Source organism: Deferrisoma palaeochoriense, assembly GCF_054656955.1.
In genome coordinates, this window is record NZ_BAAHXI010000013.1 from 25,573 (window position 1) to 51,472 (window position 25,900).

Consider the following 25,900-nt stretch of genomic DNA (forward strand, 5'->3'; position numbering starts at 1 on the left):
CCGCCTTGCTTTGAAAGGACCGAACCGGACCATGGAGCGATTTCCCTGGCAGCGGGCGTTGGGGCTCCTCCTGCTCCTGCTGCTTTTGAGCGTGATGGTGGAGAACCTCTCCCGGACCCCGACCGGTCCCGCGGCCACCGTCTCGTACTCCGCCTTCAAGCGGGAGCTCAGGGAGGGCAACGTGCGGCAGGTGGAGTTGGGGGAGGAGGAGCTCACCGCCGCCCTCTACCGGGAGATCCCGGTGGGGACGGCCGGCCAGAAGACCTCCACGGTTCGCACCCAGTTGCCTCCCCTGGACGACCGCGAGCTCCTGCCGCTCCTCGAGGAGAAGGGGGTGGAGGTGCGGGTGCGGCGGCGGGGCCAGGAGAACATGTGGTGGATGTTCCTGGTGAATAGCCTGCCGTGGCTTTTGCTCCTCGGGTTCTGGGTGTGGACCATGCGGCGGGCCCAGAACGCCCGGTTCGGCCCCTTTGGAAACTTCGGCCAGGTGAAGGCCCGGGTGTACGAGGGCAAGGTGCCCAAGGTCACGTTCCAGGACGTGGCCGGCATGGAGAACCCCAAGCGGGAGCTCTCCGAGGTGGTGGACTACCTGCGGGATCCCGAGCGGTTCCAGCGGATCGGGGGCCGGGTACCCAAGGGGATCCTGCTCATGGGCCCGCCGGGAACCGGGAAGACCCTGCTGGCCCGGGCCGTGGCGGGGGAGGCCGGGGTGCCGTTCTTCTCCACCAGCGCCTCGGAGTTCATCGAGATGTTCGTGGGGGTGGGGGCGGCCCGGGTGCGGGACCTCTTCGAGAAGGCCCGGGCCAAGGCCCCGAGCATGATCTTCATCGACGAGATCGACGCCGTGGGCCGCTCCCGGGGCACCGGGCTCGGGGGCGGGCACGACGAGCGGGAGCAGACCCTGAACCAGCTCCTCGGGGAGATGGACGGGTTCGAGGGCCACGAGCGGGTCATCGTGATCGCGGCCACGAACCGGCCCGACGTGTTGGACCCGGCGCTCCTGCGGCCCGGGCGGTTCGACCGGCACGTGGTGATCGACCTGCCGACCCTGGAGGAGCGCCGCCAGATCCTCCGGATCCACACCCGCAAGATGCCGCTCGCGCCCGACGTGGATCTGGACGTGATCGCCCGCTCCACCCCCGGCATGAGCGGAGCGGATCTCGAGAACCTCTGCAACGAGGCGGCCCTGTTCGCGGCCCGGGAGAAGAGCGACCTCGTAACGAGGTCCCATTTCGAGCAGGCCAAGGACAAGGTGCTCATGGGCCTCGAACGGCCCGGGCTCACCGACGAGAAGGAGCGCCGCATCACGGCCTACCACGAGGCTGGCCACGCCGTGGTGGCCCGGCTCATCCCCGGTATGGACCCGGTGCACAAGGTCACCATCGTGCCCCGGGGCGCGGCCCTGGGGGTGACCCAGATCGTGCCCGAGGCCGACCGGCACTACTACCCGAAGTCGTATCTCCTGGGGAAGATCACGGTGAACATGGGGGGGCGGGCGGCCGAGCGGCTCGTGTTCGACGACCTCTCCACCGGGGCCCAGAACGACCTTAAGCAGTCCACCGACCTGGCGGAGAAGATGGTCTGCCAGTGGGGCATGAGCGAGCGGGTGGGACCCGTGACCTTCAGCCGGGGCGAGGAGCACGTGTTCCTCGGGAAAAAGCTGGCCCAGGAGAAGACGTACTCGGAGCAGATGGGCTGGATCATTGACCAGGAGATCGAGGCGATCGTCCGGGACTGCGAGGACCGGGCGGTGGCGCTCCTGACCGAGCACCGCGACGCCCTGGACCGGGTGGCCGAGGCCCTCCTGGAACGGGAGGAGCTCACGGGGGCCGAGGTGGACGACCTCATCCGGGGCGAGGTGCGGGAAGCCCGAACCCAGGGGGGGTAGTCCAGGCGAGGGCTTGCGAACCCGTAGTCTCACATTACCCCGGGGTTCCCGTGACGCTCGGGAACCCATTTTTTCGTGAATACCCGCCTGGCGGAGGTCGGGGGCGTGGAGCGCCTGGGCACTCCTTCGCGTTCCTCCTCGCCAGGGGTGGTGAGTATCCCCCCGGTTCGGACGGGGCGGCCGCCGATCACCAGCGTCCCTAACTGGAATTGGTGCTCGGGTTCATCGGGTTCACGCGGGTGGAATCCCTGGTGGTGGAACCGACGCCGCACGGGGGGCCGGAGGCGGCCGAGGAACGGATCCGGGAGCAGGAGGCCGGCGCCCGGGAGTCGGCGGCTCGGTTCTGACGACGGAGCAACCGGAAAAAGGAACAATGGGAAAAAGATTTCCATAAATGGGTCAAATTTGCCACGACCCCGACGTTCGGCACGGCCGGTTTCCGTGTGGAAACCGGCCGTTTCCGTGGGATTCCGAAAAAGCCCAATTGCGGCAAGGTGTTTGCATGACATGGTCCGAGGCGGTCAGGGGTGGGCCCGCAGCGAGCAACTCCCCCGGCGGAAAGGATGCACCTCCACATGGCGACCGCGTTTCCCCGTTCGTGCTTCATCCCCGTTCCGCTCGAGATCCCCGGCGACTGGGCGTCCCGGTACCCCCGGGAGGTGAACCTCCTCTTCCAGGCCCAGTGGGCAGCGCGAAGCGCCACGTCGCTGGAAGACGCGCTGCGCCTCATGCTGGACCTGTCCTCCTCCGTCGTGCCGTGGGAAGGGGCGGCGGCGGCCTGGTACGGGGGGGGCGATCCGGTGTTCCTCGAGACCAGGGGTTCGGCACAGGGCCGCGAGGAACCCCTCCGTCGCCTGTTTGAGGCCCTGCGCAGGGGCCCGGCCCACCCCGCCGTTCTGGACGCAGCGGGGGACCCCTCGGTGGCGTCCCGTTGGTTGGAACCCCTGAACGCCAGTTCCCTTCTGGCCGTGCCCCTGGGGCCCTCGGGCCGGGAGGCCGGCAGTTTGGTCCTGCTTCGAAACCGGGAGCCCGGGTTCACGGCCGACGAGGCCCGGATGATGCGCCTGTTCGCCCTCAGCTTCGAACCGGTGCTGGACGATCTGGCGGCCGGCGACCGGGCCCGGGAACTCGCCTTCGTCGACCGGCTCACGGGGGTGTTTACGCGCCGATATTTCGACCAGCACTTCCGGGGTGAGGTGGCCCGGGCCGCCCGCACCCAGACCCCGGTGGCCCTTTTGCTGCTCGAGATCGACGCCCTGCCCAGGATCCGGGCCGAGCGGGGCGCGGCCGTGGCGGACGCGCTCCTCCAGGCCGTGGTGGCCCAAGTGAACGCGACGCGCCGGCGAAGCGACACGCTGGCGCGCATCGAGCCCGAAACGCTTGCGGTCATCCTGCCCGGCGCAGGGAAAGAGGAGGTGGCGGCCCTGGCACGCCGGCTGTTCGAGGTGTTCGCAGAGCCCCTCATCCCGGAGATCGTTCCCGGGGGCGGCATCCGCGTCGATCCCTGCATGGGGGCGGCGGTGATGCCCGAGCACGGGGACACGCCAGAGAGCTTGTGGGACGCGGCCCAGGAGTCGCTGGCGAAGGCGCGCGCGATGGCGGGGCGGCGCTACTACGTGCGCCCGGGGCCCGAGGCGCCCGACGCGGACCGGTTAATCGACCGCATGACCGCCCAGGCCGTGGTCGCCACGTCCCGGGACGCCGGGGCCCTCCTGGGGTGGATCGCCCGGCTGTGCCGCGAGGTGGTCCCGGCGGACCGGATCTCCCTCATGGTGCGCGAAGACGGCCATCTCGTGGTCCAGGAGGCGTTCGGGTTCGAGGGCCGGGACCAGGTGATCCGGACCACCCGGGTGCCCCTCGACTCAGAGACCGTGTCCGGGTGGGTGGCCCGACACCGGAGGCCGCTCCTCGTCCCGCAGGACCTGGAGGCCGACGCCGCCCCCCTGAACCGGGTGGGCGGCTACCGCACCGACTCGTTCCTGAGCGTGCCGCTCCTGGCCCAGGGGGAACTGGAGGGGGTGGTGCACTTCAGCAACCGGTCCGACGGGGCGGCGTTCACCCCGGCGGACCGGGATCGGTTCCTGCCGGTGGCGGACCGGATCGGCCTGGTGCTCCACGCCTTCCGGAGGTTCTCGAGGGACCGGCAGGGGTTCCTGCGGGAGTCGCTCTCGTACCTTGTGGACATGGTCGAGGACATGATCCCGGGCATGGCCGGCCACTCCCGGGCCGTGGCCGACTGGGCCGGCCGGTTGGCCCGGGCCCGGGGATACGACGAGGAGACCGTGGAGCGGATCGTGGCCAGCGCCCGGTTCCACGACCTGGGGGAGGCGAGCTTCCGCATCCGGCGCCTCGCCGAGCCGAGGCGGCTGGGGCCCCGGGAGCGGCGGGACCTGGCCGAACACCCCCTCCTGGGCTGGCGGTTCCTCGAGCAACTGGGGGTGAAGGGCCTCGACCGGGACGCCATCGTGTACCACCACGAACGGGTGGACGGCTCGGGATATATGGGCCGGCAGGGCGAAGAGATCCCCCCTGCGGCAAAGATCGTGGCCGTGGCCGAGGCGTTCGTGGGGCTCACCTCCGAGCGGGCGTACCGCCCGCCCGTGGCGCCGTTGGAGGCCGTGGCCCAGCTGGAACAGGGGGTCGCCGGGGCCCTGGACGGGGAGGTGCTGGCCGCCCTGCGGGAGCTGGTGTCGGGCTCAGCCCCCTAACCGTGTCCCATCGGGGATCCCCAGCGGCTCTTGGCCGGGGTTTTCGACCACGGCGTCCCCCACGACCACCACGCCCTTTCCGAACCGCACGTCTCCCCGGACCTCGAGCCGGCGGGCCCGCACGAGGCTCGGCGGGTCGGGGATCCGCCGGTCGAGGTCCGCCACCGACCGGTAGTACCGAGGATCCAGCCGGATCACCAGCGGTCCCAGGCCGGGCTCCCTCTCGGGGTTCGGCACCAGAGGGCTCTCGTCGCCCGGCACGTACGCGTCGCTCCGCCGGGCCAGGAGGTCGTCGGTGGTTTTCACCGGCGCAAACCGCTCCCGGCCCACCACGATTCCCCGCGACCGCTCGAAGGCCCCGATGGCCGCGCCCATGGCCGTTTCCAGCTGCACCACAGCCACCCCCCGGGCCTCCTTGCGGTTCACGATCAGGGGCAGGTCCAGGCCCCGCCCTTGGGACACGAGATCCCGAATGGCCGCCAGGTCCACCCAGAGGTTGTTCGTGTTGAACACCCGGAACCGCCGGATGTCCTGGAACTCGGCCTCCCGGCCCGGGGGCACCTGGGCGATCTCGAGGAGTTCCAGCCGGCCGTCCTTCACCACCAGGGTTCCCCCCTTCACGTCCGCCTCGGTCTTGGGCGTCACCTCCAGGGCGAACTGCAAGTTTTGGTTGGCGAGGTAACCGAGCAGTCCCGGGTGGGGGCTCGCCCCCAGGTTGTCGGCGTTCGACACGAAGGCCCAGCGGATCCCGGCGTCGAGGAGGCGTTCCAGCACCCCCGAGCCGGCCAGGGCGGCATACAGGTTCCCGTGGCCCGGCGGGGCCCACGCGTCCCGATCGCCCGCGGCGCCCAGCGGGCCGCCGTCGTCCTCGCGGATCCGGGGGAACCGGTGCTGCACGAAGTCCAGGGGGAGGCCCCGGACCTCCAACCCCTTGCCCGCCAGCGCCCGCAGGGTGTCGTCCCGGGTGGCGAACGAGTTCATGAAGAGTACGGGGAGTTCCACCCCGGTGCGGCGGCGGAGCCGGAGCACGTGGTCGGCCAGGAGGTCGAGGAAGCTCCGGTCCCCCTTCACGGGCACGAGGCTCTTGGCCCGGTCCATCTTCATGGACGTGCCGAGCCCGCCGTTCAGAACGATCCACACGAGCTCCCCCCACCGCCGCTCGCCCTCCCGCCGGGCCTCCGGCGTGTCCGCCGCCTCCAGGGGCACCATCTGCTCGGGGCCGGCGGGCTCGATGCGCTCCCAGTCCACCGTTCCCGTTTCGCCCTGCCGGTAGCGCCGGTACAGGCGGGCAAAGGTCTCGAGGGCCTCGGGAGGCTCCCCCTCCTCCCGGAACATCGCCTCGAAACGCGCCAGAGCTTCTTCGATCGGAAGTGCCATGGGTGACTCCTTCGGGGCGGGTCCATGGGTACCCGGCGAGCGGGCGAACGCCCTGTCGGATTCCGGCGGAACCGTCCGCTAGAACCGTTGGGCGCGGGTCCCGCAGCAAGGGTCGGAATGGAGAAGGACCGCTTCCGTCCGTCCCACGGGGGCCTCTGCGGTGGGAGAATACGAAGGTTCGAGCCGGCGCGCAAACGGCGGCCGAGGCCAGACCGGCTTGCACGGGGGACGGGGTTCGGGGTAGAACCCCCGGTCTTCCCCGGACCCAGGGAGGCGCGCGTGTTCCCCGAGTTTCTCCAGGCGTTTGCCACGCTGTTCGCCATCTTGGACCCCATCGGCAACATGCCGGTGTTCCTGGCGCTCACGGCCGACCTGCCGGCCGAGGCCCGCCGGCGGGTGGCCCTGCGGTCCACGGTGTACATGATGGCGGTGCTCGTGTTCTTTTCCCTGGCGGGTCGGGCGATCTTCGGCCTGTTCGGCGTCACCCTGGCCGCGTTTCGGGTGACCGGCGGGTTGATCCTGTTGAAGGTCGGCTTCGACATGCTCGAGGCCCGGGGGAACCGGATGAAGCGCACCGAGGAGGAGGAGTCGGCCGCGCGGGAGAAGGAGGACGTCTCCCTGATCCCGCTGGCGATCCCCATGCTGGCCGGGCCCGGCGCGATCTCGGCCGTGTTGGTACTGACCGACACGGGCCACGGCCTGGCCGAGGCGGGAATCGTGTGGCTCGCGGTGGTGGCGAACGCCGTCCTGGTGTTCCTGGCGTTCCGGCTGGCCGAGCCCCTGTCGCGTTGGCTCGGCCCCACGGGGGTCCGGCTGGTGACCCGGCTGATGGGCCTGTTGCTCGCGTCGCTGGCCGTGCAGTTCGTGATCCAGGGGGTCCAGGAGATCTGGCGGGGGTGAAGACCGGCGGAACGGTCCGTGCCTGCTTGCCGAATCCCTAGCCTGGGGTAGGCTGAACGTCATGGACCGATCCCACTCCTCCCTAAGATGGCGCCGGACCCGCCAGCGGGCCGCTCACCGACGGCGGGATTCCGCCGCAGCCCGGCGGCCCTTTGGGCCGGTGCTTCTGGACCGCCTCGGCGACCTGGACCCCAGGGTGCGGGCCGTTGTGAACGAGTTCGTGGACCGGGCCGTCACCTATCCATGGATCCTCGGGTGTTTCCTCGAGTGCCGGGACTGCGGGCACCGGCTGATCCTCCACGTACCCCGACCCATGACCCGGGCCATCGCGTGCCTCGCCAGGACCTGGGTGGAGGAGCTGCGGGCCCGCCGGAACGGACCCGGGGTGGAGGTGGCCGTGTCGGCCCGGGAACCCAAGGGCCCGGAGGAGATGCGCACGGTATTCCGGCGGTAGCCGGACGGGGGAGGGGAGGGAGCCCTGACGAACCCGGTAAACGTTTTGCCGGCCGCGGGTGGGGGACTGGTTCCGGCCGGGTGCGAGTGCGGCATCCGGCCACTGTAGGAGCCACGCCCGGCGCTCCAGCAGGCCCCATGCCCCGGACCGTACATATTTTGCCGCTGGAGCAATAGTTATGACCCGATGGCTGCTCGAACGGACCGATGCCCTCCTCGTTGTGGTGGACCTGCAGGTCCGCCTTCTGCCCCACATTCCCGACGCCGACCGGGTCGTCGACCGGGCCCGACGGCTCGGGGAGGCCGCGCGGATCGTCGGCCTGCCGGTTCTGTGGACGGAGCAGGAAAACCTGGGCGAAACGGCCCCGCCGCTCGCCGCCGTGCTCGCGCCGGGGAGCCCCATCCAAAAGATCCACTTCGGCTGCTTCGGGTCCGAGGCGTTCGTGGGGGCATTGGAGGCGACCGGTCGCCGAACCCTTCTCCTGTGCGGGATCGAGGCCCACATCTGCGTGGGCCAGACGGCGCTCCAGGCCCTGGAGCGGGGCTACGGCGTTCACGTGGTGGCCGACGCGGTGGCCTCCCGGAATCCCGCCGACCGCGATGTGGCCCTCGAGCGGGTCCGACAGGCGGGGGGAGTGGTGACCTGCTGGGAGTCGGCCCTGTACGAACTCCTCGGCCGGGCGGGCACCGACGAGTTCCGGGCGTGCCTGTCCCTCGTGAAGGGGGGATGATCCGGGGGAAACCGGGGATTTCATATCAAGTTGCATTAGAGCTACCGTCTCCCGATTCGGCCCGGCAAGGGGCCTGGTTCCGGCCGTGCGTGAGTGCGGCATCCGGCTTACGCTGCATCCGGCACTCAGCCGGATGGACGGAACCGCTCAGGAATGCAGGGCGTATTTTGTCGGTCCGATTGGCCGGAAGAGCCCCAGTCGTTGGCTGAGCGCCGGATGCAGCGACTGTAGGAGCCACGCCCGGCGCTCCACCAGGCCCCTTGCCGGGCGCCCGGGCTGGGTGTCTGTATGAACGCAACTTGCTATCAGGAGAGGGGGGCGTGTCAGGGTCCGGTGGACCGACGACAGCGGACAGGGTTTCTCTGATACCTGGCCTCTGAATTCTGACCCCTGGTACGGCGTCGGCTCCCACAGGAAGGGACGGGTGGAAACGCGGGGGCCATCAAAGGTTTTCGCGTCCTACCGTCCAACCGTCCTAACGTCCCACCGTCCCAGCGTCCGAACGTCCTCCCGTCCCGGCCCCCCAGCCGAACCAACCCTCACCCGGACCTGCCCTTGTCCTGCCGGGGCTCGAAGAAGAGACAGTCGCGGCCCGAGGCCCGGCGCACCTCGTCGGCCGGGATCCCCTGGGTCTTGAACCCGAGGGCCCGGCAGCCCCGGGGGAAGCGGGGGTCCCAGGTCACGTAGAAGTGTCGGCACCGCAGGCAGTTGGGCCGGGTCATCCGTTCGGGGTGCGGGCGCGGTGGCGCCAGACGTAGATCCCGCACAGGGCCACGAGGGCCGGCAGCAGGTACCAGAACGCCCGGTGGACGTACTCCACGACCTTCTCCTGGTTGTTCCCCACGAAATACCCGATCCAGGCCAGGATCGCCACCCAGATGCCGGCGCCCAGCACCGTGTACAGGCAGAAGGGCGCGAGCCGCATGCGGGCGAGCCCCGCCGGAAACGAGATGTACTGCCGCACCCCGGGCACGAGCCGGCCCACAAAGGTGCTGATCTCGCCGTGCCGGCGGAAGTAGTCCTCCACCCGTTCGAGCGCGCGGGGCGTGAGCCCCACGTACCGGCCCCAGCGGAGGAGAAAGGGCCGGCCGAGCCACACGGCGACCCCGTAGTTGAACAGGGCCCCCAGCAGGCTCCCCAGGACGCCCGCGGCGATCACGAGGCCGAGGTGCATCTCGCCGCGGCTCGCCAGGTACCCTGCGGGCGGGATCACGACCTCGCTCGGAAAGGGAAAAAACGAACTCTCGAGGAACATGAGGGCCACCACCCCGGGGTAGCCCATCGCCCCCACGGTGGCCACGAGCCAGGCGACCGCCCCTTCGAGCCAACCCCTCATCGGTTCTCCACCAGCACGTATCCGTTGCCCCGGGCGAGGTCCCGCCCCCCCGGGAGGTCCTTGCGGTACTTGGGCCGGGTGAGCGCCACCACGCGGCGCGGGCCCTTCCAAAGGTCCAGGAACGCCTCCCGGCTCAGCACGCGTCGTTCGACCTCGGGTCCCTCGAACAGGGTCTCCCGGGAGATCCCGCCGAGCACCGGGATCCGACCGGTGTAGAACGCGAAGCCCGCCGACAGCGACCCGTACTCCGCGAGCACGGCGTCCGGGCCCAGGTGCTCGAGGGCCTTGCGGGCGGTGGGTCTCGCGGTTCGCAGGGGCAGAGCGTCCCCCCGGCTGAAGGCCCAGCCCACCGTGAGAGCCAGACCGGCCGCGATGCACAGGGCCGCGAGGTCGGGGCGGGACCCCCGGTCCGCGGTCCAGGCGGCGGCCCCGGCGCCGGCGGCGGCGAGGACCGCGGCGATCGGCAGGAACACGGTTCCCAGGGCCGCCCGGTCCATGGCCGCCAGATCCCCGCCACGGAGCGGCACGACCCCGAGCCCGACCACGAGGGCCGCCGCGGCTGCCAGCACGAACCCGAATCCCACCGCCCGCAAGAGGGCCCGGACCTCATCGGCCGCGGCCGCCAGGGCCTGGGCCGCAAGCAGGGCCATTGCGGGGTAGGCGGCGAGCACGTAGAGGGGCAGTTTCGTGGCGGGCAGGCTGAAAAAGATCGGGGGCACCAGGGCCCACGCCCCGAGAAACCACGCCAGGGGTTCCGACGCCCGGGCCGCAGCCCTGCGGCCCGCGGGGGCGAGGAGCGCCCAGGGGAGCCCCAGGGCCGGGAACACGTACAGGTAATAGTGCCAGGGATGGGGGTGCCCCATGCCCCCCTCCTTGAGGCGGCTGGCGATCTGGCCCCCGAGGAAGTAGTCGAGAAGCCCGGGGACCGCCCCCACGGCGTAGGCGTACCAGGGTAGCGCCACGGCGAGCGCCAGGGGCACCCCCCACGCCAGGCCCCAGCGGGCCTGCTCGGTCGCCCCCCGCCGATGGAACGGGAGGAACGCGAGGAGCACAAGCAGGGGCACGATCCACCCCACCGGCCCCTTGGTGAGAAACGCCGCGCCGAGGGCCAGGTAGAGGGCGATCCGCTCCCCCCGCCCGGCCGACCCGTTCCAGATCTCGTACGCCGCCGTGAGCGCCACGGTCTGGCACAGGCAAAGGAGAAGATCCGTGGTGACCATGCGCTCGGCGCCCACGACGGCCGGCGTGGTGGCCGCGAACAGGGCGGCCCAGGTGGCCGCCCCGGGCGCGAGGTGCCGCCGGGCGAACCGCCAGAGCACCAGGACGAGGAGGGTGGCCAGCACCCCCTGGCCGAGCCGGGCCCCCCATTCCGTGGGGCCGGCCACGCCGTAGCCCAGGGCCGTGACCCAGTAGACCAGCGGGGGTTTGTGGAAATGGTGGATGCCGAGGAGGCGGGGGAAAAGCCAGTCGCCGGAGGCCCACATCTCCCGGGCGATCTCGGCGTAGCGGGCGTCGGAGGGTTCCACGAGGCCGTACGAACCCAGGCCGACCCAGAGGGCCACGGCCGCGAGGCCCCCGGCGGCCAGGTCACGCGCCCTGGGCATCCGCCGGATCCCCCTTCCAGAGCATGAGGTTGCGAACGTAGACCACCGAACCGAACGCCTGGCCCAGGATGAACACCGGGTCCCGGCGGTGGATCGCGTAGATCAGCAGGAGGACGCTTCCGGCCAGCGACAGGTACCAGAACGCCTTGGGCACGGTGCTGCGCCGTTTGCGCTCGGTCACGATCCACTGCACCAGCATCCGGCCGGAGAAGAGCGCCTGGGCCGCAAACCCTAGGATGAGCCAGGGATCCCACCTCATGGGATCTCCTCCCAGCGGTATCCCAGGTGCCTCTTCTGCATCCAGCGCACCGCGAACAGATCCAGGAGCGGCCCCACGAGCCGGTTCCAAAGGTGGTATTTGGCCTCGCCGTAGCGCCGGGGCCTGTGGTTTACCGGAACCTGGATCACCCGGGCCCCCTCGAGCTTGAGCAGGGTGGGCAGGAACCGGTGGAGCCCCGTGTAGAGCTTGAGCCGGTCGAGGAAGGCCTTGCGGTACACCTTGAGGGAGCACCCGGTGTCCACGATGTCGTCGTGGGTCACCCGGTTGCGGATCGCGTTGGCGATGCGGGAGCTCATGCGCTTCACGAACGGGTCCCGGCGGTTGGCCCGGATGCCCACCACCACGTCGGCCCGGTCGAGGTGGCCCAAGAGCCGGGGAATGTCGGCCGGGTCGTTCTGGAGGTCGGTGTCGAGGGTCACCACCACCTCTCCCCGGGCCGCCCGGAATCCGGCGTCCATGGCGGCCGTGAGCCCCCAGTTCCGGTCGAGGGCCACGATCCGGACCCCGAGATCCGGATAGTCCCGTCGGATCTCTAGCATTCGGTCTCGGCTCCGGTCGGTGGACCCGTCGTCCACGAACACGGTTTCCACCTCCCAGTCCGGGGTGAGCCCCGCGACCACGTCCCGGAGTTCCCGGGCCAGGATCGGGAGGTTTTCCTCCTCGTTGTACACCGGCAGCACGACCGACAGGCGCATCGGGGCCTCCGCGTGGGAACGTAGAGTGGCGGAGTATACGGCGGGACGGCCCCCGGTATCCAACCCCGGGCCCCGCGCGGTCAGGTGCGGGCGGCCGGGTGCCCCGAGCCCGCGACGATCCGCAGCGCTACGGCCAGCACCAGGATCACCACCACGTTGGCCCCGATCTCGACCAGGGGAGGCCAGAGGGCCTGCCACTGTCCCTCGTGCACCTTGGAAGCGAGGGAATGCTCGGCTTCGAGCAAGAGGATCCGCCGGGTGCTCGAGATGATGCCCACGTACAGGAAGGGGTTGAGGCTGAAGGGCTCCCGCTTGAGGAACCGGACCACGGGCCAGAGGAGCTCCATGATGATGAGCACGAGGAGCACGTCGTTGAGCGCATGGAGCACCGCGGTGACGCCGGGGTGGGCGAGCTGCACCACGGCCTGCACGAGCACCACGCCCGCGCAGGCGAGCATCACGAGCGCCACGGCGAAGTGAACGAGGTCGTCGGCGGCGATGAGGAGGCGCCGGAGGAAGCGGACGTTCAACGGGTAAGGAGCGTTCACGGTTGTTTCCTTTCTCGCGGTGCAGGGCGGCTGAACCCCCTTCGGGTCCACGCGGGACCGTTTGGGCCCACCCACGGGGACGGGGCCTAGGCCGCGGCATCCGTTTTCTTCAGGCCTTCGACCCGGGGGCGTGGCCGAAGGATCCACCGAGCGCTGGGTCGCGCAGGCGGTCCGAAAGCGCAAACGCCCAAGGGGTGCCAAGCGGCGGCGGAGGGTACCGAATTCCGCCCCCCGGGCACAACGGCCGGCCAAACGGGACGCGGGACGGGATACCTGGAGCGAGTCGGCGGCCTAAAGTTTCGGCGGCCGGGTCCGATCCGTAGGGGCATCAGTTCCGCGTTCATCCCCCAGCAAGGAGGTCGCTGCGGTGAAAATCCTTACGGTCGACGACTCCTCCACCATGCGACGGATCATCAAGAACACCCTGAACCGCCTCGGCTACACCGACGTGGTCGAGGCCGAGCACGGGGTGGACGGCTTGGCCAAGATGGCCGGGGTCGGGCTCGTGCTGACCGACTGGAACATGCCCGAGATGGACGGGCTCACCTTCGTGAAGGCCCTCCGCTCGAACCCCCAGTACAAGGAAATCCCCATCATCATGGTCACCACCGAGGCGGCCAAGAAGGAGATCCTGGAGGCGATCAAGGCCGGGGTCACGGACTACATCGTCAAGCCCTTCACCCCCGACACGCTGAAGGAAAAAATCGAACGGGTGCTGGGCGCGTAATCCCGGGGGCCGACCCATGTTCAACGTGGAGTACATCAACCCCTTCATCGCGGCCACCGTGAACGCCCTGGAGGTCATGGCCGGCATCCACCCGAAGCGCGGAAAGCCGTTCGTGAAGACCGACCGGGCGGCCTCGGGGGACATCAGCGGGGTGATCGGCCTGGCCGGCGAGGCCGTGGGTTCCGTGGCCGTGACGTTCTCGGAGGCGCTGGCCCGGCGGGTGTACACCGCCATGGTGGGGGAGGAGGCCAACGGGCTCGACGAGGGGGTGCGGGACGCCGTCGGCGAGATCGCCAACATGATCGCGGGAGGCGCGAAGGCCGCCCTCACCAAGGAGGGCTACCAGTTCCGGATCGCGATCCCCACGATCGTGGTGGGCAAGAACCACGAGATCGAGCACAAGGGCCAGGGCCCGTGCCTCGTGGTGCCCTTCGAGGTGGAGGGCGACACCTTCTGGGTGGAGGTGAGTTTCCTTCCCAAGCCCGGGGCCTGAAGCCCCGGCGTCGCGCGGGGGTCGCGAGGCCACCCCCGTCGCCGCCCCCCGGCGAAAAGGTGTTCCCCTCGGGGCGGCTGTGGTACATTCCGGCGCACGTGCGCGGATGTCATCTAACCCCCCAGGAGGCCCACCCCGCGTCCCATGGATCGAGGAGCTAGCCTTTCGGTTCCCGCCTTTCTGAACCGCCACAGCGGGGTGCTCGTGGCGGCGGGCGTCATGAGCATCGTGTTCCTCATGATCCTGCCCCTGCCCCGGGGACTCCTGGACCTCCTGCTCGCCCTCAACATCAGCTTTTCCGTCCTCATCTTCCTCCTGGCGATGTACACGGAGCGGCCGCTCGATTTTTCCCTGTTTCCGAGCGTGCTTCTCATCACCACCCTGTTCCGGCTGGCCCTCAACATCTCGTCCACGCGGCTCATCCTGACCCAGGGGAGCCAGGGCATCGAGGGTGCCGGCCGGATCATCGCGGCCTTCGGCTCCTTCGTGGTGGGGGGGAACTTCGTCGTCGGGATCGTGATCTTCCTGATCCTGGTGGTGATTAACTTCGTGGTGATCACAAAGGGCGCCACCCGGATCGCCGAGGTGAGCGCGCGGTTCACCCTGGATTCCATGCCCGGCAAGCAGATGGCCATCGACGCCGATCTGAATGCGGGCCTGATCGACGAGGCCGAGGCCCGGCGCCGGCGCGAAGAGATCGCCCGGGAGGCCGACTTCTACGGGGCCATGGACGGTGCGAGCAAGTTCGTGCGGGGCGATGCCATCGCCGGGCTGGTGATCACCGGCATCAACATCCTGGGCGGCCTTGTGATCGGGGTGCTCCAGCTCGGGATCCCCCTCGACCAGGCCGTCCGCACCTACACCACCATGACCGTGGGCGACGGCCTGGTGAGCCAGATGCCGGCACTCATCATCTCCACCGCGGCCGGTATCCTGGTCACCCGGGCCGGAAGCCAGTCGAACCTGGGGGAGGTGCTGCCGAAGCAGCTCGGCCAGGTGCCCGAGGCCCTGGGGGTGGCGAGCGGGGTGCTCCTCGTGCTCGGGGCCGTTCCGGGGTTGCCGTTCTTCCCCTTTGCCGTGCTCTCCGCAGTCATGGGGGGCGCCGCCTACAGCCTCAAGAAAGTGCGTGAGGCCGAGGCCCGCCGACGGGAGGAGGCGGCCCGGCGCGAGGCCCAAAAGGCCCCCGCCCCCCCTCCGGGGCCGGAGGACGTAACCCCGCTCCTCCAGGTGGACGTGCTCGAGCTCGAGGTGGGCTACGGCCTTCTGCACCTCGTGGACCCCGGGCAGGGCGGCGACCTCCTGGAGCGGATCCGGTCGATCCGCCGGCAGATCGCCCTGGAGATGGGGGTGGTGGTGCCGCCGGTGCGCATCCGCGACAACCTCCAGCTCCGGCCCGGGGAGTACATGATCCTGGTCAAGGGCATCGAGGTGGCCCGGGCCGAGCTGAAGGAGGGCCATCTGCTGGCCATGAACCCGGGCATCGGGGAGGAGGGCCTCGAGGGGATCCCCACCAAGGAACCCGCCTTCGGCCTCGACGCCCTGTGGATCCCGGAGGAGCGGCGGGAGGAGGCCCAGATCAAGGGGTACACGGTGGTGGACCACTCCACCGTGATCGCGACCCATCTCACCGAGATCATCAAGCAAAACGCCCACGAACTCCTGGGTCGGCAGGAGACCCAGAACCTGCTGAACGTAGTCAAGGAGCAGGCGCCGGCCCTGGTGGAGGAGCTCGTGCCGGGGCTCCTGCCCCTGGGGGTGGTGCAAAAGGTGCTCCAGAACCTGCTGCGGGAGCGGGTGAGCATTCGGGATCTGCGCACGATCCTCGAGACCCTGGCCGACTACGCGCCGGTCACGAAGAACCCCGAAACCCTCACGGAGTACGTGCGGGCGGCCCTGCGGCGGGCGATCACCAAGCAGTACCAGGACGACGACGGAAAGCTCCCGGTGATCGCGCTGGACCACCGGCTGGAGGAGACGCTGCTGGCGGCCGTGCAGCGCACCGAGCACGGGTCGTTCCTGTCGCTCGAGCCGGCCCTCGCCCAGCGGGTGCTGACGGCCCTTGGCCGGGCCGCCGAGGCCGCCACGATGGAGAACCTGGTGCCCGTGGTGCTCACGAGCCCGGCCCTGCGGTTGCCCCTGCGAAAGCTCACGGAACGGATCCTCCCGAGCCTCGTGGTGCTGAGCCACAACGAGGTGGAGGGCCCGATCCGCACCGTGCGGGTGGTGAGCCTTGAGGGTTAAGAAGTTCCAGGCCGTGGACATGGCCGAGGCCCTCCGGAAGATCAAGGAGGAGCTCGGGCCCGACGCCGTGATCCTCTCGACCCGGCAGGTGAAGCCCGGCAAGGGCGTGTTCGGGATGCTGGGCCGGCCGATCCTGGAGGTCACGGCCGCGGCCGATCTGGACGACCTCGCCAAGCGGGCCCGGCCCCCGGTGTCGCCGGCCCGGGCCGAGCCCACACCCCCGCCGCGACCCGGGCCGGCGCCGGACGGCGGGGCCATCCTGGCCCTTCAGGCCGACATCGACAGCCTGCGGGAGGAGCTCGACCTCCTGGCCCGCCGGCCCCGGCCCGGCCCGGCCGATGCCGTGACCTCGGAGGTGCGGGCCCTGGTGGCCAAGGTCGAGCGGCTCCTGGAGGAGACCGGCCGGTTCGAGCGGCTCAAGCTCGCCCCGGCCCTGCGCCGCCTCCACGATCACCTCGAGGCCATCGACGTGGACCCGTCCCTGGCCGCCCGGGTGCTCGGGTTCCTCCAGCAGAAGGTGGACGAGGGGGCTGTGCCCCCGGGCCGCGAGGTGGCGGCGTTCCGGCAGCTCGTGTCCCGCACGGTCCGGGTGGCCGGACCCCTGGAACCCGGGACCGACGGCCCCCGGGTCGCCGTGTTCGTGGGCCCCACCGGGGTGGGGAAGACCACCACCGTTGCGAAGCTCGCGGCCCGGTTCGCCCTCCAGGAGAACCGGCGGGTGGGGCTTCTTACCGTGGACACCTTTCGGATCGCGGCGGTGGAGCAGCTCAAGACCTACGCCAACATCATGGGGGTGCCGATCCGGGTGGCCCTGGACCGGGCGTCGTTCGTGGAGGCGGTGCGGGGCTACGCCGACCGGGACCTGGTGCTCGTGGACACGGCCGGCCAAAGCCCCCGCGACGAGGAGAGCCTGGCCGAGCTCCTGGAACTCCTGCCGCCCGAGGTGGAGGCCGAGGTCCATCTCGTCCTCTCGGTGACGACCCGGGGCCGGGACCTGGAGCGGATCCTGCGGCATTACGCCGCGGTCCGGCCGAGCCGGCTGCTCTTGACGAAGCTCGACGAAACCGAGTGCCACGGCCCGCTCCTGGGGTTGCCCCTCGTGTCGCGGCTCCCCCTGAGCTACCTGACCACCGGCCAGAACGTGCCCGACGACATCGAGGAGGCCCGGCCCGACCGGGTGGCCGCGTACCTGGTGCGGGGGGTGGAGGGGGAGGCGTGAGGGACCAGGCCCAGCGGCTGCGGGAGCTCGCCCGCACGAGGCAGGCGGCCGGCCCGGTGGCGGCCGACCGGGCCCGGGTGCTCGCGGTGACGAGCGGGAAGGGCGGGGTCGGAAAGACGAGCCTTGTGGCCAACCTGGCCGTGGCCCTGTCGGGCCGCGGTCGGCAGGTGGTGGTGCTCGACGCCGACTTCGGGCTGGCGAACCTGGACATCCTCCTGAACCTGAACCCGGCCCGGAACCTGGGCCATCTGCTCCGGGGCGAGGCGCGGCCCGAGGAGATCCCCGTGGAGGTGCTGCCGGGACTGCGGGTGATCCCCGGCGCCTCGGGGGTGGAGGAACTCGCCGACCTCGACCCGGCGGCACGGGAGCGGCTGGTGGCCGAGGCCGGGCGGCTGGCCGCCGGGGCCGAGTTCTTCCTGATCGACACCGCGGCCGGCATCGGCCGCAACGTGGTGGACCTGTGCGCGGCCGCCCGGGAGGTGTGGGTGGTCACGAACGCCGAGCCCACCGCCCTCACCGACGCCTACGGCCTGATCAAGGTGCTGTGGGCCCGGGAACCCGAGGCCCGGGTCGGCGTCGTGGTGAACAGCGCGGACGACGAGGCCGCCGCCCGGGCGGTGTTCGGCCGCCTGGACGAGGTGGTGCGGCGGTTCCTGGGGCGCACCGTGGAGTGGGCGGGGTATGTGATCCGGGACGAGCACGTGGCCCGGGCCGCCCGGCGCCAGGCGGCGTTCGTCTCGGCCTTCCCCCGGAGCCCGGCGGCCCGGTGCGTCCAGGCCCTGGCGGACCGCCTGTTGGGCCGGGAGGCCGAAACCCGGGGAACGGGGGGGTTCTGGCGAAGGCTGGCCGGGAGGGACGCATGAGGCGGATCGTCGCGATACTGGTTCTCGGGGCGACGCTCGCGGCGGGGCCGGCCGGGGCCGTGGTGCTGGCCGCCGTGGATCCCGGGTGGAGCCCGTTCCTGTCGGCGGGCCCCGTGCCCGGCAAGGAAGCCCTTTGGGCCGAGGCGGGCCGCACCCTGGCGTCCGATCCGGCCCGGGTGGCCCAGGTGGTGGGGCGGGAGGCTGCCCGGGCCGACGCCCCGGCCCGGCTGCGGGGGCTGTGGGCCGACGCCCTCTACCTCGCGGGCGGCGACACCCTGTGGCAGGCCGAACGGGTGTTCCGGGTGCTGGTGAAGGAGGATCTGGCCCCCGAGGAGACCGCCTGGTGCTGGTTCCAGTTGGGGAACATTCAGCGGATCCAGGGGTTTCCCGAGGCGGCCGAGACCTCCTACGAGACGGCGCTGCCGGCGAGCCGGGAACCCTGGCGGGCGGCCCTGCGGTTCGATCTCGCCGCCCTGGCCCTCGAGACCGAGCGGTACGGCCGGGCGGCGGAGCTCTGGGAGGCCTGGCTGCGGGACTACCCGGGCGCCGAGGGGCGGGCCACGGCCCTCTACCTCCGGGCCGAGAGCCTGTGGCGGGCCGGGGAGGAGCGCGGGGCCCTGGCCGCGTTCGACGAGGCCCGGCGCGCCGACCCGGAGGGCTGGCGGGTGCGGGTCGAGACGGCCCGGGCCATGGCCGACGCCTTCCGGAAGGCGGGTAGGGTGGAAGAGGCGGCGGCGCTCCTGGAAGCCCTGGCCGCCGACCGATCCGGCACGCCCGAGGGGGCCCAGGCCCTCCTGGACCTGGGTGCCCTCTGGGAGGACCGGGGGGAGGTGGCCCGGGCCGCTGCGGCCTACGGCCGGCTCCTCGACGGGCCGGCCCCGGCCGAGGCCGCCCGGGAGGCCCGGCTGCGGCTCGCGCTCCTCGGGGTGGAGCACGCCGACGAGGTGAAGCTCACCGAGCCTTACCCCGCCTACCGCATCTTCTACCGCCCAAGGCCGGAGCTCGAGGCCCTGGCGGCCGGACCGGATGCCCCGACGGCCCAGCGGGCCCTGACGGGGTTGGCCGCCCTGGCCCGGAGGGAGGGGGATCTGCCCGCGGCGCTCCGGTACTTGGAGCGGGCCTTCCGGGACTACCCCGAATCGCCCGAGTCCGGTCGGGCGTACGAGCGGTTTATGGGATGGCTCGAGACGGCCGTGGGGGCTCCGGAGGATCCGGCCGGGGCGCTCCTGCTGTTCGAGCGGTTCCGGGAGGCGGCCGCCTGGGTCCCCACCCGGGACCTCGGGGGGCTCTACCGCGATGCGGCCCGGGCCGCCGAGGCCCTGGGGGCCTACGACCGGGCCCTGGAACTCTATGCCGAGCTGCGGACTCTTCCGACTCGGGCCGTGTCGCCGGCCGAGCTGGAGGCGGCCGAGGTGCGGGTGCGGGCCAAACGGGGCGAGCCCGAGGCCGTGGAGCGGTGGGCGAGACGCCGGCCGGGCGACTGGCGGGCGCTTTTGGCCTGGGCCCGGCTCGAGGCCGACCGGGGGAACGCCGAGGCGGCGCGGAAGGCTTTTCAGGCGGCGCTGGCCCAGGCGCCGGACGCGGCCGCCCGGTACCGGGTCCGGGTGGAGGCCGACCGGATCGGCCGCGTCGAGGCCGATGCCGACGCCCTGCTCCACGCCTGGGAAACCCGCCGTCGGCTGTGGGGCCAGATCCCGCCGCCGGCGCGGGAGGGCCTCGTCGCCCCGGACCCGGTGGTGGGGGGGCGGCTCGCGTTTGCGGCGGGCCGGTTTGGGGAGGCGGCGGCGGAGTTGAAGGGGGCCACCGAGCCGATGGACCGGCTCCTCGCGGCTTTGGCGCAGGCCCGGTCCGGTGAGGCCGGGGCGGATCCCGAGGCGTGGAAGGCGCTCCGGGAGTCGCCCGACCCGGTCGTGGCGGCGGTTGCGCGCGCTCTTTCCGGGGCCTGGGAGCTCCAGGCGGCGGAGGGAAAGCGGTGAGCCCCGCGGTGCCGGAGGAGCTCCGGGAGGCCATGCTCCGGTTCCAGGAGGCCACCGAGCGCCTCCAGGGCTCCTACGCGCGCCTCCAGGACGAGGTGCGGGAGCTCCGGGCCCGGCTCGAGGCCAAGGACCGGGAGCTCGGCCGGTCGCGGGCCGAAACCGAGCACCTGGCCCGGTACCTCGAGCACCTCCTGGAAAGCGTGCCGAGCGGGGTGGTGGCCGTGGACGCCGAGGGCCGCATCGCCACCATCAACCGGGCGGCCCAGGAGATCACCGGGTTCGGCCCCGAAACGGCGGGCCGGCCCTTCGGCGAGGTGTTCCGGTTCGAGGAGCCGGAGGCGGCGGACCTGGAGGCCCTCCAGGGGAAGGCCCGGCCGACCCTGACCCTGGTACGGCCCGACGGCGAGCGGGTGCTCCTGGGGCTTCGGGTGTCGCCGCTGCGGGGCGGCCCGGAGAACCGGGGGGGCTGGGTCGTGGTGTTCCAGGACGTCACCCGGTTGCGGCGCCTGGAGGAGCAGGAGGAGCGGAACCGCCGGCTCGTGGCCATGGGGCAGATGGCGGCCGGCATCGCCCACGAGATCCGAAACCCCCTGGGGAGCCTGGAGCTCTTCGCGAGCCACCTGGTGGAGGAGCTGCGGGGGTCGGCCCACGAGGACCTGGCGGCCCAGGTGCTCAAGGGCCTCCAGAACCTCTCCCGGATCACCGGGAATCTCCTCCTCTTCGCCCGGCAGGTGGAGCCCCGCCGGGCGGCCTGCGACCTCGCGGAGGTGGTGGCCGAGGCGGTGCTGTACGCCCGGTCGGCGCTCCGGGCCAAGGACGCGGTGCTGGAGGAACAGGTGGAACCGGCCCCGGCCCGGGTCGATCCGGACCTGGTGCGCCAGGCGCTCCTCAACGTGCTCCTCAACGCCGCCCAGGCGGTGGAGGCGGGGGGGAGGGTGCGGGTCGTCTGCGGCCCCGCTCCCGACGAGGGCCCGGGCGCGGTGCGGGTGGTGGTGGAGGACGACGGCCCGGGGGTGCCCCCGGAGGAGCGGGAGCGGATCTTCGACCCCTTCTACACCACCCGGGCGCGGGGCGTGGGCCTGGGGCTCGCGATCGTCCAGCGCATCGTGGCGGCCCACGGCGGCTGGGTGGGGGTGGACGGATCCCCCTGGGGCGGAGCCGCCTTCACCCTGGTGTTCCCGGCCGATGCCCCGACCTGAGCCGGTGCCAAGGGCCGGTGAACAGAGGACAGAAGACAGAAGACAGGACTTCCCTGGACTCCGTTTCTGAACTCTGACCCCTGCCACGGAAGCGGCTCCCACGGAACGGGGCTCGTCCAGGTGTCGGAACAGGGGATTTTCCCGGGCTTCTCGCGTTTCGGCGGAAGTCCCATACAGGGCTCGTCCATGGTGTGGCCCGGGCCGAAGGCGAAGATTCAGGATTCCGAGAGGTCTTGCGTCCTAGCATCCGAACGTCCCAACGTCCCAGCGGTGCCCCCGGAGTTCCCGTGAGCGAGGCGAAACAGCTTCTGGTGGTGGACGACGATCCCGACATGCGCCTGGCCTTGCAGTTGACCCTGCGCAAGGCGGGGTACGACTGCACCCTGGCGGCCGACGGCCAGGAGGCCCTCGACCTCCTGCGGCGGCGGTCCTTCGACCTGGTCGTCACCGATCTCCGGATGCCCCGGGTGGGGGGGATCGAACTCCTCGAGCGGATGAGCGCGGCGGCCCCCCACACCCCGGCCCTGGTCATCACGGCCCACGGGTCGGTGGACGCGGCCGTGGAGAGCATGAAGCTCGGGGCGCTGGATTTCCTGCAAAAGCCCTTCGGCCCCGAGGTGCTCCTGGCCAAGATCTCCTCGGTGTTGGCCCGGGCGACGCCCCGGCCGAGGGGGCGGCCCAAGACCGCGTTCGTGGCCGAGGACCCGGCGATGGAGCCCGTGCTGGCCCTGATCGAGGCGGCCGCGGCCACCCGGGCCACGGTGCTGATCACGGGCGAGAGCGGCACCGGCAAGGAGGTGGTGGCGCGCCGGATCCACGAGCTCTCCCCCTGGGCCGACGGCCCCTTCGTGGGTGTGAACTGCGCGGCGGTGCCGGCGAACCTCATGGAAAGCGAGCTCTTCGGCCACGAGAAGGGGGCCTTCACCGGGGCCACGGAGGCGCGGCCGGGCCGGTTCGAGCAGGCCCAGGGCGGCACGATCCTGCTCGACGAGGTGAGCGAGATGGAGCCCGCCCTCCAGGCCAAGCTCCTCCGGGTGCTCCAGGAGCGGGAGGTGGAGCGGGTGGGGGGGCGCAAACCGATCCCCCTGGAACTGCGGGTGGTGGCCACCACGAACCGCGACCTGCCCGAGGAGGTGCGGCGGGGCCGGTTCCGGGAGGACCTCTTCTACCGGCTCCAGGTCATCCCCATCGAGGTGCCGCCGCTGCGGCGCCGCCCGCGGGACATCGTGCCCCTGGCCCGCCACTTCCTGGAACGGGCCCGCCGGGCCTACGGGCTGGCCGAGGCCGAGCTCACGGCCGAGGCCGAACGGGCGCTCGCCTCCCACGACTGGCCCGGCAACGTGCGCGAACTCCAGAACACCGTGGAGCGGGCGGCCGTGATCTCCCGGGGCGGGCCGATCCGGCCCGAGCACCTGCTGCTCGGCAAGGGCGCGGTGCGGCAGGAGGGGGAGCTCCGGGTGGATGGCACCCTCGAGGAGATGGAGCGCCGGATCATCCTGGCCGCCTTCGAGCAACACGGCCGCAACAAGAAGGCCACGGCCCGGGCCCTCGGGATCAACGTGAAGACCCTGCGGGCCAAGCTCAAGGCGTACGGGGTCGGGGGCGAAGGGGACGAGGAGGACGGGGGAGCCGACTGACCCCCCGGGGGGAATCGTTCGGACCCCGGAGGTGGGGGCCGGCCTCCGGGAGTCGGCTGTGCGCCGGCCCTCCGAGGGGGCGGAACCGTTGGCCCGCGCCTTGCAAAGGCCGGGGCGGAGGTGCACACCGGCGGTTCCGGAGGGGTTCCCATGGGGTTCCTGCAGGCGATGGATGGGGCGGTCGGCCCCCTGGTCGACGAGTTGCGGTACCGGCAGCGGCGGCAGGCGGTGATCGCCGCCAACGTGGCGAACGCCGACACCCCCGGCTACCGGGCCCTGGACGTTAGGTTCGAGCGGGCGCTGGAGCGGGCCGGGCTTCCGATGGCCCGCACCCATCCCCGGCACCTCGGGGGCGCGCGGGCCCCCGGCCGGGTGGAGGTGGTGGCGGCCGGCGGGGTGCCCCGCCGCGACGGCAACGACGTGGACATCGACCGGGAGATGGCGAAACTCGCCCAGAACCAGATCGAGTACCAGTTCCTGACCCGGGTGCTCGGGGCCCGGTTCCGGAAACTCAAGGAGGCGATCTCCGGGAGGACGACGCCATGACCGGATGGTTTCGACTGCTCGACGTGTCGGCCTCGGCGCTCGCCGCCCAGCGCAGCCGCATGGAGGCCGTGGCCTCCAACCTCGCCAACGCACAGACCACGCGCACCCCCGAGGGGGGGCCGTACCGCCGGCGGGACGTGGTGTTCGAGGCCGCGCCGGTCGCAGGCACCTTCGACGAGGCCCTGGCGGGCGCGGTGCGCGGGGTGCGGGTGGCCGACGTGGTGGTGGACCCCTCGCCGCCGAAGCTCCGGTACGAACCGGGCCACCCCGACGCCGACGCCCAGGGGTTCGTGGCCTACCCCAACGTGGAGGTGCCGGTGGAGATGGTGAACCTCCTGAGTGCGGCCCGGTCGTACGAGGCGAACGTAACCGTGATCGAGGCCACGAAGAACATGCTCTTGCGGGCCCTGGAGATCTAGGGAACGGGGGCCCGGCGAGGCCCACGGACGGGCGAAGGAGTGTCAGATGGTGAAGGAGATTGCGGGACTCGGGGTTCCCCAGCCGGCGGGAGCCAAGGGGACGGCCCAGGCCAAGGCGGAAAAGGGGTTCGGGGAGTTCCTGACGGAGAGCCTCCAGAAGGTGGACGCCCTCCAGAAGGAGGCGGACGAGGCGGTGACCCGCGCCGCCCAGGGGGAGGGGGACGTCCAGGAGGCGATGGTGGCCGTGGAGAAGGCTGACGTGGCCTTCAAGCTGATGATGGAGGTCCGCCAGAAGATCCTGGACGCCTACCAGGAGATCATGCGGATGCAGGTGTAGCCCGGGGGCGCTGCGCCGTTGGCAAAACCCGTACTGGAAATTTCGGCCCGAAACAAGGAAACTAAGGCCGTTCGCACGCGGCCCAGCCCAAAGGACTCTGGCCCGGGATGAGAATCTAGTCGATGGCCATCTGGGATGCCGGCCTGGCCCAGGCCCGAGAACTGTGGGCCAGGCTTACCACTGCCCAGCGGATCACCCTGATCGGGGTGACCGCCCTCATCACCGCCCTTCTGGTGACGCTGGCCCTGTGGGCCGGCGCCCCCGAGTACTCCCTTCTGTTCAGCCGGCTCTCCCCGGAAGACGCCTACCAGGTCGTGGAAAAGCTCAAGGCCGAGGGGGTGCCGTACCGCCTGGAGTCGGGCGGCACCACGGTGCTCGTGCCCTCCGACCGGGTCTACGAGGTCCGCCTCCAGTTGGCTGGCGAGGGCATCCCCCAGGGCGGCACCGTCGGGTTCGAGATCTTCGACCGCACGAGCTTCGGCATGACCGACTTCGCCCAGCGGGTGAACTACGCCCGGGCGCTGGAGGGGGAGCTCACCCGGACCATCCGCCACATGGACGGGGTGCGGGGGGCCCGGGTGCACCTGGTGCTCCCCGAGAAGAAGCTCTTCGAGACCGAGCAGGAGCCGGCTTCGGCCTCGGTGGTTCTCGATCTCGTGCCCGGCCGGCAGCTCACGGCGAAGCAGGTGCGCGGGGTGGTGTACCTCGTGGCCTCGAGCGTGGAGGGGCTGCCGCCCGACCGGGTCACCGTGGTGGACACGAAGGGGAACGTGCTCTACCGGGAGAGCGGGGAGGAGCCGGGCCTCCTGGCTGCGAGCCAGCTCGAGTACAAGCGGGCCTTCGAGAAGGACCTGGAGCGCCGGGTCCGGGACCTCCTGGAGCGGGTGGTGGGCCAGGGGGCCGCCGTGGTCCAGGTGGCGGCCGAGTTCGATTTCTCCAAGGTGGAGGAGACCGCCGAGACCTTCGACCCGGAGGCGGTGGCCGTGCGGAGCGAGGAGCGGGTCACCGAGTCATCCACGGGCCCGCCCGGGCCGGCCGGGGTGCCCGGGGTGGCCTCCAACGTGGGGCAGGGCCAGCCGGCCCAGGCCGGGGCGGCCGGCTCGAGCTCGAGCCGGGAGACCGAGACCGTGAACTACGAGGTCTCGAAGAAGGTGACCCGGGTCGAGAAGGGGCCGGGCACCCTCCGGAAGATCTCGGTGGCCGTGGCCGTGGACGGCACCTACCAGGAGGGGGAGAACGGCCGGGAGTTCGTGCCGCGGCCCGCCGAGGACCTGGCCCGGCTGAAGGCCCTGGTGGAGAAGGCCGTGGGCGCCGACCCCGCCCGGGGCGACGCCGTGGAGGTCACGAGCATCCCGTTCCAGCCGGCCGAGGTCGGGGTGGCGGAGGCCGGGCCGTGGTGGACCTCGCCGGCCGTGCTGCCCTTCGTGCGGTACGGCCTCGTGCTGGTGCTCGGGGTGCTCCTGGTGTTCGGGGTGCTCAAGCCCCTGGTGCGCTGGCTCACCCGTCCGGCAGAGGTGCCCGAGATCACCGAGCCGGTCACCGTGGCCGAGATGGAGCGGCGGCTCGAGGGGGAGGTGCCCGAGGAGGAGGTGGAGATCGAGGAGAAGGCGCCCACCGAGACCGTGCGGCGCGAGTTGATCAAGCAGCGGCTCCTGGACATGATGCGAAAGGAGCCCGAGGTGGCGGCCCAGTTGGTGCGAAGCTGGCTGACGGAGGAGTAAGC

25 protein-coding genes are annotated in these 25,900 nt (G+C 71.5%); 18 read left to right on the plus strand and 7 right to left on the minus strand.

Annotated elements, in window-relative coordinates; translation table 11 throughout:
• Positions 1–31: 31 nt before the first annotated feature.
• The 3 genes from ftsH (at position 32) to ACYQ8L_RS05495 (ending at position 4,596) form a co-directional block, all read left to right on the plus strand.
• A complete protein-coding gene (ftsH, locus tag ACYQ8L_RS05485) occupies positions 32–1,888 on the plus strand; it encodes an ATP-dependent zinc metalloprotease FtsH (protein ID WP_459940770.1) in 1,857 nt (618 codons plus the stop codon).
• Between the two features lie 212 nt (positions 1,889–2,100).
• Positions 2,101–2,235 (plus strand): hypothetical protein, encoded by a 135-nt coding sequence (locus ACYQ8L_RS05490; RefSeq protein WP_459940771.1) that lies wholly within the window; start codon positions 2,101–2,103, stop codon positions 2,233–2,235.
• 228 nt (positions 2,236–2,463) lie between these two features.
• Complete coding sequence (locus ACYQ8L_RS05495; protein WP_459940772.1) at positions 2,464–4,596, plus strand: bifunctional diguanylate cyclase/phosphohydrolase; 2,133 nt, start codon at positions 2,464–2,466, stop codon at positions 4,594–4,596.
• Here the strand turns inward: ACYQ8L_RS05495 and ACYQ8L_RS05500 are convergent.
• A complete protein-coding gene (locus ACYQ8L_RS05500) occupies positions 4,585–5,973 on the minus strand; it encodes a UTP--glucose-1-phosphate uridylyltransferase (RefSeq protein ID WP_459940773.1) in 1,389 nt (462 codons plus the stop codon). The two genes, ACYQ8L_RS05495 and ACYQ8L_RS05500, sit on opposite strands and share 12 nt — an antisense overlap.
• Before the next feature lie 279 nt (positions 5,974–6,252).
• On the opposite strand from ACYQ8L_RS05500, the gene ACYQ8L_RS05505 reads away from it, so the two are divergent.
• The 3 genes from ACYQ8L_RS05505 (at position 6,253) to ACYQ8L_RS05515 (ending at position 8,057) form a co-directional block, all read left to right on the plus strand.
• Entirely contained in the window at positions 6,253–6,873 is a 621-nt protein-coding gene (locus ACYQ8L_RS05505; RefSeq protein WP_459940774.1) for a MarC family protein, read from the plus strand.
• A gap of 160 nt (positions 6,874–7,033) precedes the next feature.
• Entirely contained in the window at positions 7,034–7,327 is a 294-nt protein-coding gene (locus ACYQ8L_RS05510) for a hypothetical protein (protein WP_459940775.1), read from the plus strand.
• 178 nt (positions 7,328–7,505) lie between these two features.
• A complete protein-coding gene (locus ACYQ8L_RS05515; RefSeq protein ID WP_459940776.1) occupies positions 7,506–8,057 on the plus strand; it encodes a hydrolase in 552 nt (183 codons plus the stop codon).
• A 539-nt stretch (positions 8,058–8,596) separates the two neighbouring features.
• Here the strand turns inward: ACYQ8L_RS05515 and ACYQ8L_RS05520 are convergent.
• From ACYQ8L_RS05520 to ACYQ8L_RS05545, 6 genes are all read right to left on the minus strand, one after another.
• Positions 8,597–8,779 (minus strand): uracil-DNA glycosylase, encoded by a 183-nt coding sequence (locus ACYQ8L_RS05520; protein WP_459940777.1) that lies wholly within the window; start codon positions 8,777–8,779, stop codon positions 8,597–8,599.
• Positions 8,776–9,393 (minus strand): DedA family protein, encoded by a 618-nt coding sequence (locus tag ACYQ8L_RS05525; protein WP_459940778.1) that lies wholly within the window; start codon positions 9,391–9,393, stop codon positions 8,776–8,778. Before ACYQ8L_RS05525 ends, ACYQ8L_RS05520 begins: the two co-directional genes overlap by 4 nt.
• Positions 9,390–10,997 carry an ArnT family glycosyltransferase gene (locus ACYQ8L_RS05530; protein ID WP_459940779.1) on the minus strand — a complete coding sequence of 536 codons (1,608 nt, stop codon included), beginning with the start codon at positions 10,995–10,997 and terminating at the stop codon, positions 9,390–9,392. The genes ACYQ8L_RS05525 and ACYQ8L_RS05530 overlap by 4 nt, the downstream gene beginning before the upstream one ends.
• Complete coding sequence (locus ACYQ8L_RS05535) at positions 10,981–11,256, minus strand: lipid-A-disaccharide synthase N-terminal domain-containing protein (protein ID WP_459940780.1); 276 nt, start codon at positions 11,254–11,256, stop codon at positions 10,981–10,983. Before ACYQ8L_RS05535 ends, ACYQ8L_RS05530 begins: the two co-directional genes overlap by 17 nt.
• Complete coding sequence (locus ACYQ8L_RS05540) at positions 11,253–11,972, minus strand: glycosyltransferase family 2 protein (RefSeq protein WP_459940781.1); 720 nt, start codon at positions 11,970–11,972, stop codon at positions 11,253–11,255. Before ACYQ8L_RS05540 ends, ACYQ8L_RS05535 begins: the two co-directional genes overlap by 4 nt.
• Positions 11,973–12,052: 80 nt before the next feature.
• On the minus strand, positions 12,053–12,520 hold the full coding sequence (locus ACYQ8L_RS05545; protein WP_459940782.1) for a phosphate-starvation-inducible PsiE family protein: 468 nt from the start codon (positions 12,518–12,520) through the stop codon (positions 12,053–12,055).
• Positions 12,521–12,887: 367 nt separating this feature from the next.
• Between ACYQ8L_RS05545 and ACYQ8L_RS05550 the strand changes: the two genes are divergently transcribed.
• The 12 genes from ACYQ8L_RS05550 to fliF all read left to right on the plus strand — a co-directional run bounded on the left by ACYQ8L_RS05550 (position 12,888) and on the right by fliF (position 25,898).
• Positions 12,888–13,247: a chemotaxis response regulator CheY gene (locus tag ACYQ8L_RS05550; RefSeq protein WP_459940783.1), complete on the plus strand. Its 360-nt coding sequence runs from the start codon at positions 12,888–12,890 to the stop codon at positions 13,245–13,247.
• A 16-nt stretch (positions 13,248–13,263) separates the two neighbouring features.
• Positions 13,264–13,740 (plus strand): chemotaxis protein CheX, encoded by a 477-nt coding sequence (locus ACYQ8L_RS05555; RefSeq protein WP_459940784.1) that lies wholly within the window; start codon positions 13,264–13,266, stop codon positions 13,738–13,740.
• 144 nt (positions 13,741–13,884) lie between these two features.
• A complete protein-coding gene (flhA, locus tag ACYQ8L_RS05560) occupies positions 13,885–15,981 on the plus strand; it encodes a flagellar biosynthesis protein FlhA (RefSeq protein WP_459940785.1) in 2,097 nt (698 codons plus the stop codon).
• Positions 15,971–17,200: a flagellar biosynthesis GTPase FlhF gene (flhF, locus tag ACYQ8L_RS05565; RefSeq protein ID WP_459940786.1), complete on the plus strand. Its 1,230-nt coding sequence runs from the start codon at positions 15,971–15,973 to the stop codon at positions 17,198–17,200. The genes flhA and flhF overlap by 11 nt, the downstream gene beginning before the upstream one ends.
• On the plus strand, positions 17,197–18,063 hold the full coding sequence (locus ACYQ8L_RS05570) for a MinD/ParA family protein (protein ID WP_459940787.1): 867 nt from the start codon (positions 17,197–17,199) through the stop codon (positions 18,061–18,063). The genes flhF and ACYQ8L_RS05570 overlap by 4 nt, the downstream gene beginning before the upstream one ends.
• Complete coding sequence (locus ACYQ8L_RS05575) at positions 18,060–20,039, plus strand: tetratricopeptide repeat protein (RefSeq protein ID WP_459940788.1); 1,980 nt, start codon at positions 18,060–18,062, stop codon at positions 20,037–20,039. Before ACYQ8L_RS05570 ends, ACYQ8L_RS05575 begins: the two co-directional genes overlap by 4 nt.
• Positions 20,036–21,238 carry a two-component system sensor histidine kinase NtrB gene (locus ACYQ8L_RS05580; protein ID WP_459940789.1) on the plus strand — a complete coding sequence of 401 codons (1,203 nt, stop codon included), beginning with the start codon at positions 20,036–20,038 and terminating at the stop codon, positions 21,236–21,238. Before ACYQ8L_RS05575 ends, ACYQ8L_RS05580 begins: the two co-directional genes overlap by 4 nt.
• A gap of 287 nt (positions 21,239–21,525) precedes the next feature.
• Positions 21,526–22,875 carry a sigma-54-dependent transcriptional regulator gene (locus ACYQ8L_RS05585; RefSeq protein WP_459940790.1) on the plus strand — a complete coding sequence of 450 codons (1,350 nt, stop codon included), beginning with the start codon at positions 21,526–21,528 and terminating at the stop codon, positions 22,873–22,875.
• A 150-nt stretch (positions 22,876–23,025) separates the two neighbouring features.
• Positions 23,026–23,421: a flagellar basal body rod protein FlgB gene (gene flgB, locus ACYQ8L_RS05590; protein ID WP_459940791.1), complete on the plus strand. Its 396-nt coding sequence runs from the start codon at positions 23,026–23,028 to the stop codon at positions 23,419–23,421.
• Positions 23,418–23,840 (plus strand): flagellar basal body rod protein FlgC, encoded by a 423-nt coding sequence (flgC, locus tag ACYQ8L_RS05595; protein ID WP_459940792.1) that lies wholly within the window; start codon positions 23,418–23,420, stop codon positions 23,838–23,840. Before flgB ends, flgC begins: the two co-directional genes overlap by 4 nt.
• 46 nt (positions 23,841–23,886) lie before the next feature.
• On the plus strand, positions 23,887–24,177 hold the full coding sequence (fliE, locus tag ACYQ8L_RS05600; protein ID WP_459940793.1) for a flagellar hook-basal body complex protein FliE: 291 nt from the start codon (positions 23,887–23,889) through the stop codon (positions 24,175–24,177).
• A 122-nt stretch (positions 24,178–24,299) separates the two neighbouring features.
• Entirely contained in the window at positions 24,300–25,898 is a 1,599-nt protein-coding gene (gene fliF / locus ACYQ8L_RS05605) for a flagellar basal-body MS-ring/collar protein FliF (protein ID WP_459940794.1), read from the plus strand.
• Positions 25,899–25,900 lie beyond the last annotated feature (2 nt).

What these genes read in the sequence shown, in the direction of transcription:
- ftsH (WP_459940770.1), top strand. Translation starts at nt 32, where the DNA reads ATGGAGCGATTTCCCTGGCAGCGGGCGTTGGGGCTCCTCCTGCTCCTG.
- ACYQ8L_RS05495 (WP_459940772.1), top strand. Translation starts at nt 2,464, where the DNA reads ATGGCGACCGCGTTTCCCCGTTCGTGCTTCATCCCCGTTCCGCTCGAG.
- ACYQ8L_RS05500 (WP_459940773.1), bottom strand. Translation starts at nt 5,973, where the DNA reads ATGGCACTTCCGATCGAAGAAGCTCTGGCGCGTTTCGAGGCGATGTTC.
- ACYQ8L_RS05515 (WP_459940776.1), top strand. Translation starts at nt 7,506, where the DNA reads ATGACCCGATGGCTGCTCGAACGGACCGATGCCCTCCTCGTTGTGGTG.
- ACYQ8L_RS05520 (WP_459940777.1), bottom strand. Translation starts at nt 8,779, where the DNA reads ATGACCCGGCCCAACTGCCTGCGGTGCCGACACTTCTACGTGACCTGG.
- ACYQ8L_RS05525 (WP_459940778.1), bottom strand. Translation starts at nt 9,393, where the DNA reads ATGAGGGGTTGGCTCGAAGGGGCGGTCGCCTGGCTCGTGGCCACCGTG.
- ACYQ8L_RS05530 (WP_459940779.1), bottom strand. Translation starts at nt 10,997, where the DNA reads ATGCCCAGGGCGCGTGACCTGGCCGCCGGGGGCCTCGCGGCCGTGGCC.
- ACYQ8L_RS05535 (WP_459940780.1), bottom strand. Translation starts at nt 11,256, where the DNA reads ATGAGGTGGGATCCCTGGCTCATCCTAGGGTTTGCGGCCCAGGCGCTC.
- ACYQ8L_RS05540 (WP_459940781.1), bottom strand. Translation starts at nt 11,972, where the DNA reads ATGCGCCTGTCGGTCGTGCTGCCGGTGTACAACGAGGAGGAAAACCTC.
- ACYQ8L_RS05555 (WP_459940784.1), top strand. Translation starts at nt 13,264, where the DNA reads ATGTTCAACGTGGAGTACATCAACCCCTTCATCGCGGCCACCGTGAAC.
- flhA (WP_459940785.1), top strand. Translation starts at nt 13,885, where the DNA reads ATGGATCGAGGAGCTAGCCTTTCGGTTCCCGCCTTTCTGAACCGCCAC.
- ACYQ8L_RS05575 (WP_459940788.1), top strand. Translation starts at nt 18,060, where the DNA reads ATGAGGCGGATCGTCGCGATACTGGTTCTCGGGGCGACGCTCGCGGCG.
- flgB (WP_459940791.1), top strand. Translation starts at nt 23,026, where the DNA reads ATGGGGTTCCTGCAGGCGATGGATGGGGCGGTCGGCCCCCTGGTCGAC.
- flgC (WP_459940792.1), top strand. Translation starts at nt 23,418, where the DNA reads ATGACCGGATGGTTTCGACTGCTCGACGTGTCGGCCTCGGCGCTCGCC.
- fliE (WP_459940793.1), top strand. Translation starts at nt 23,887, where the DNA reads ATGGTGAAGGAGATTGCGGGACTCGGGGTTCCCCAGCCGGCGGGAGCC.
- fliF (WP_459940794.1), top strand. Translation starts at nt 24,300, where the DNA reads ATGGCCATCTGGGATGCCGGCCTGGCCCAGGCCCGAGAACTGTGGGCC.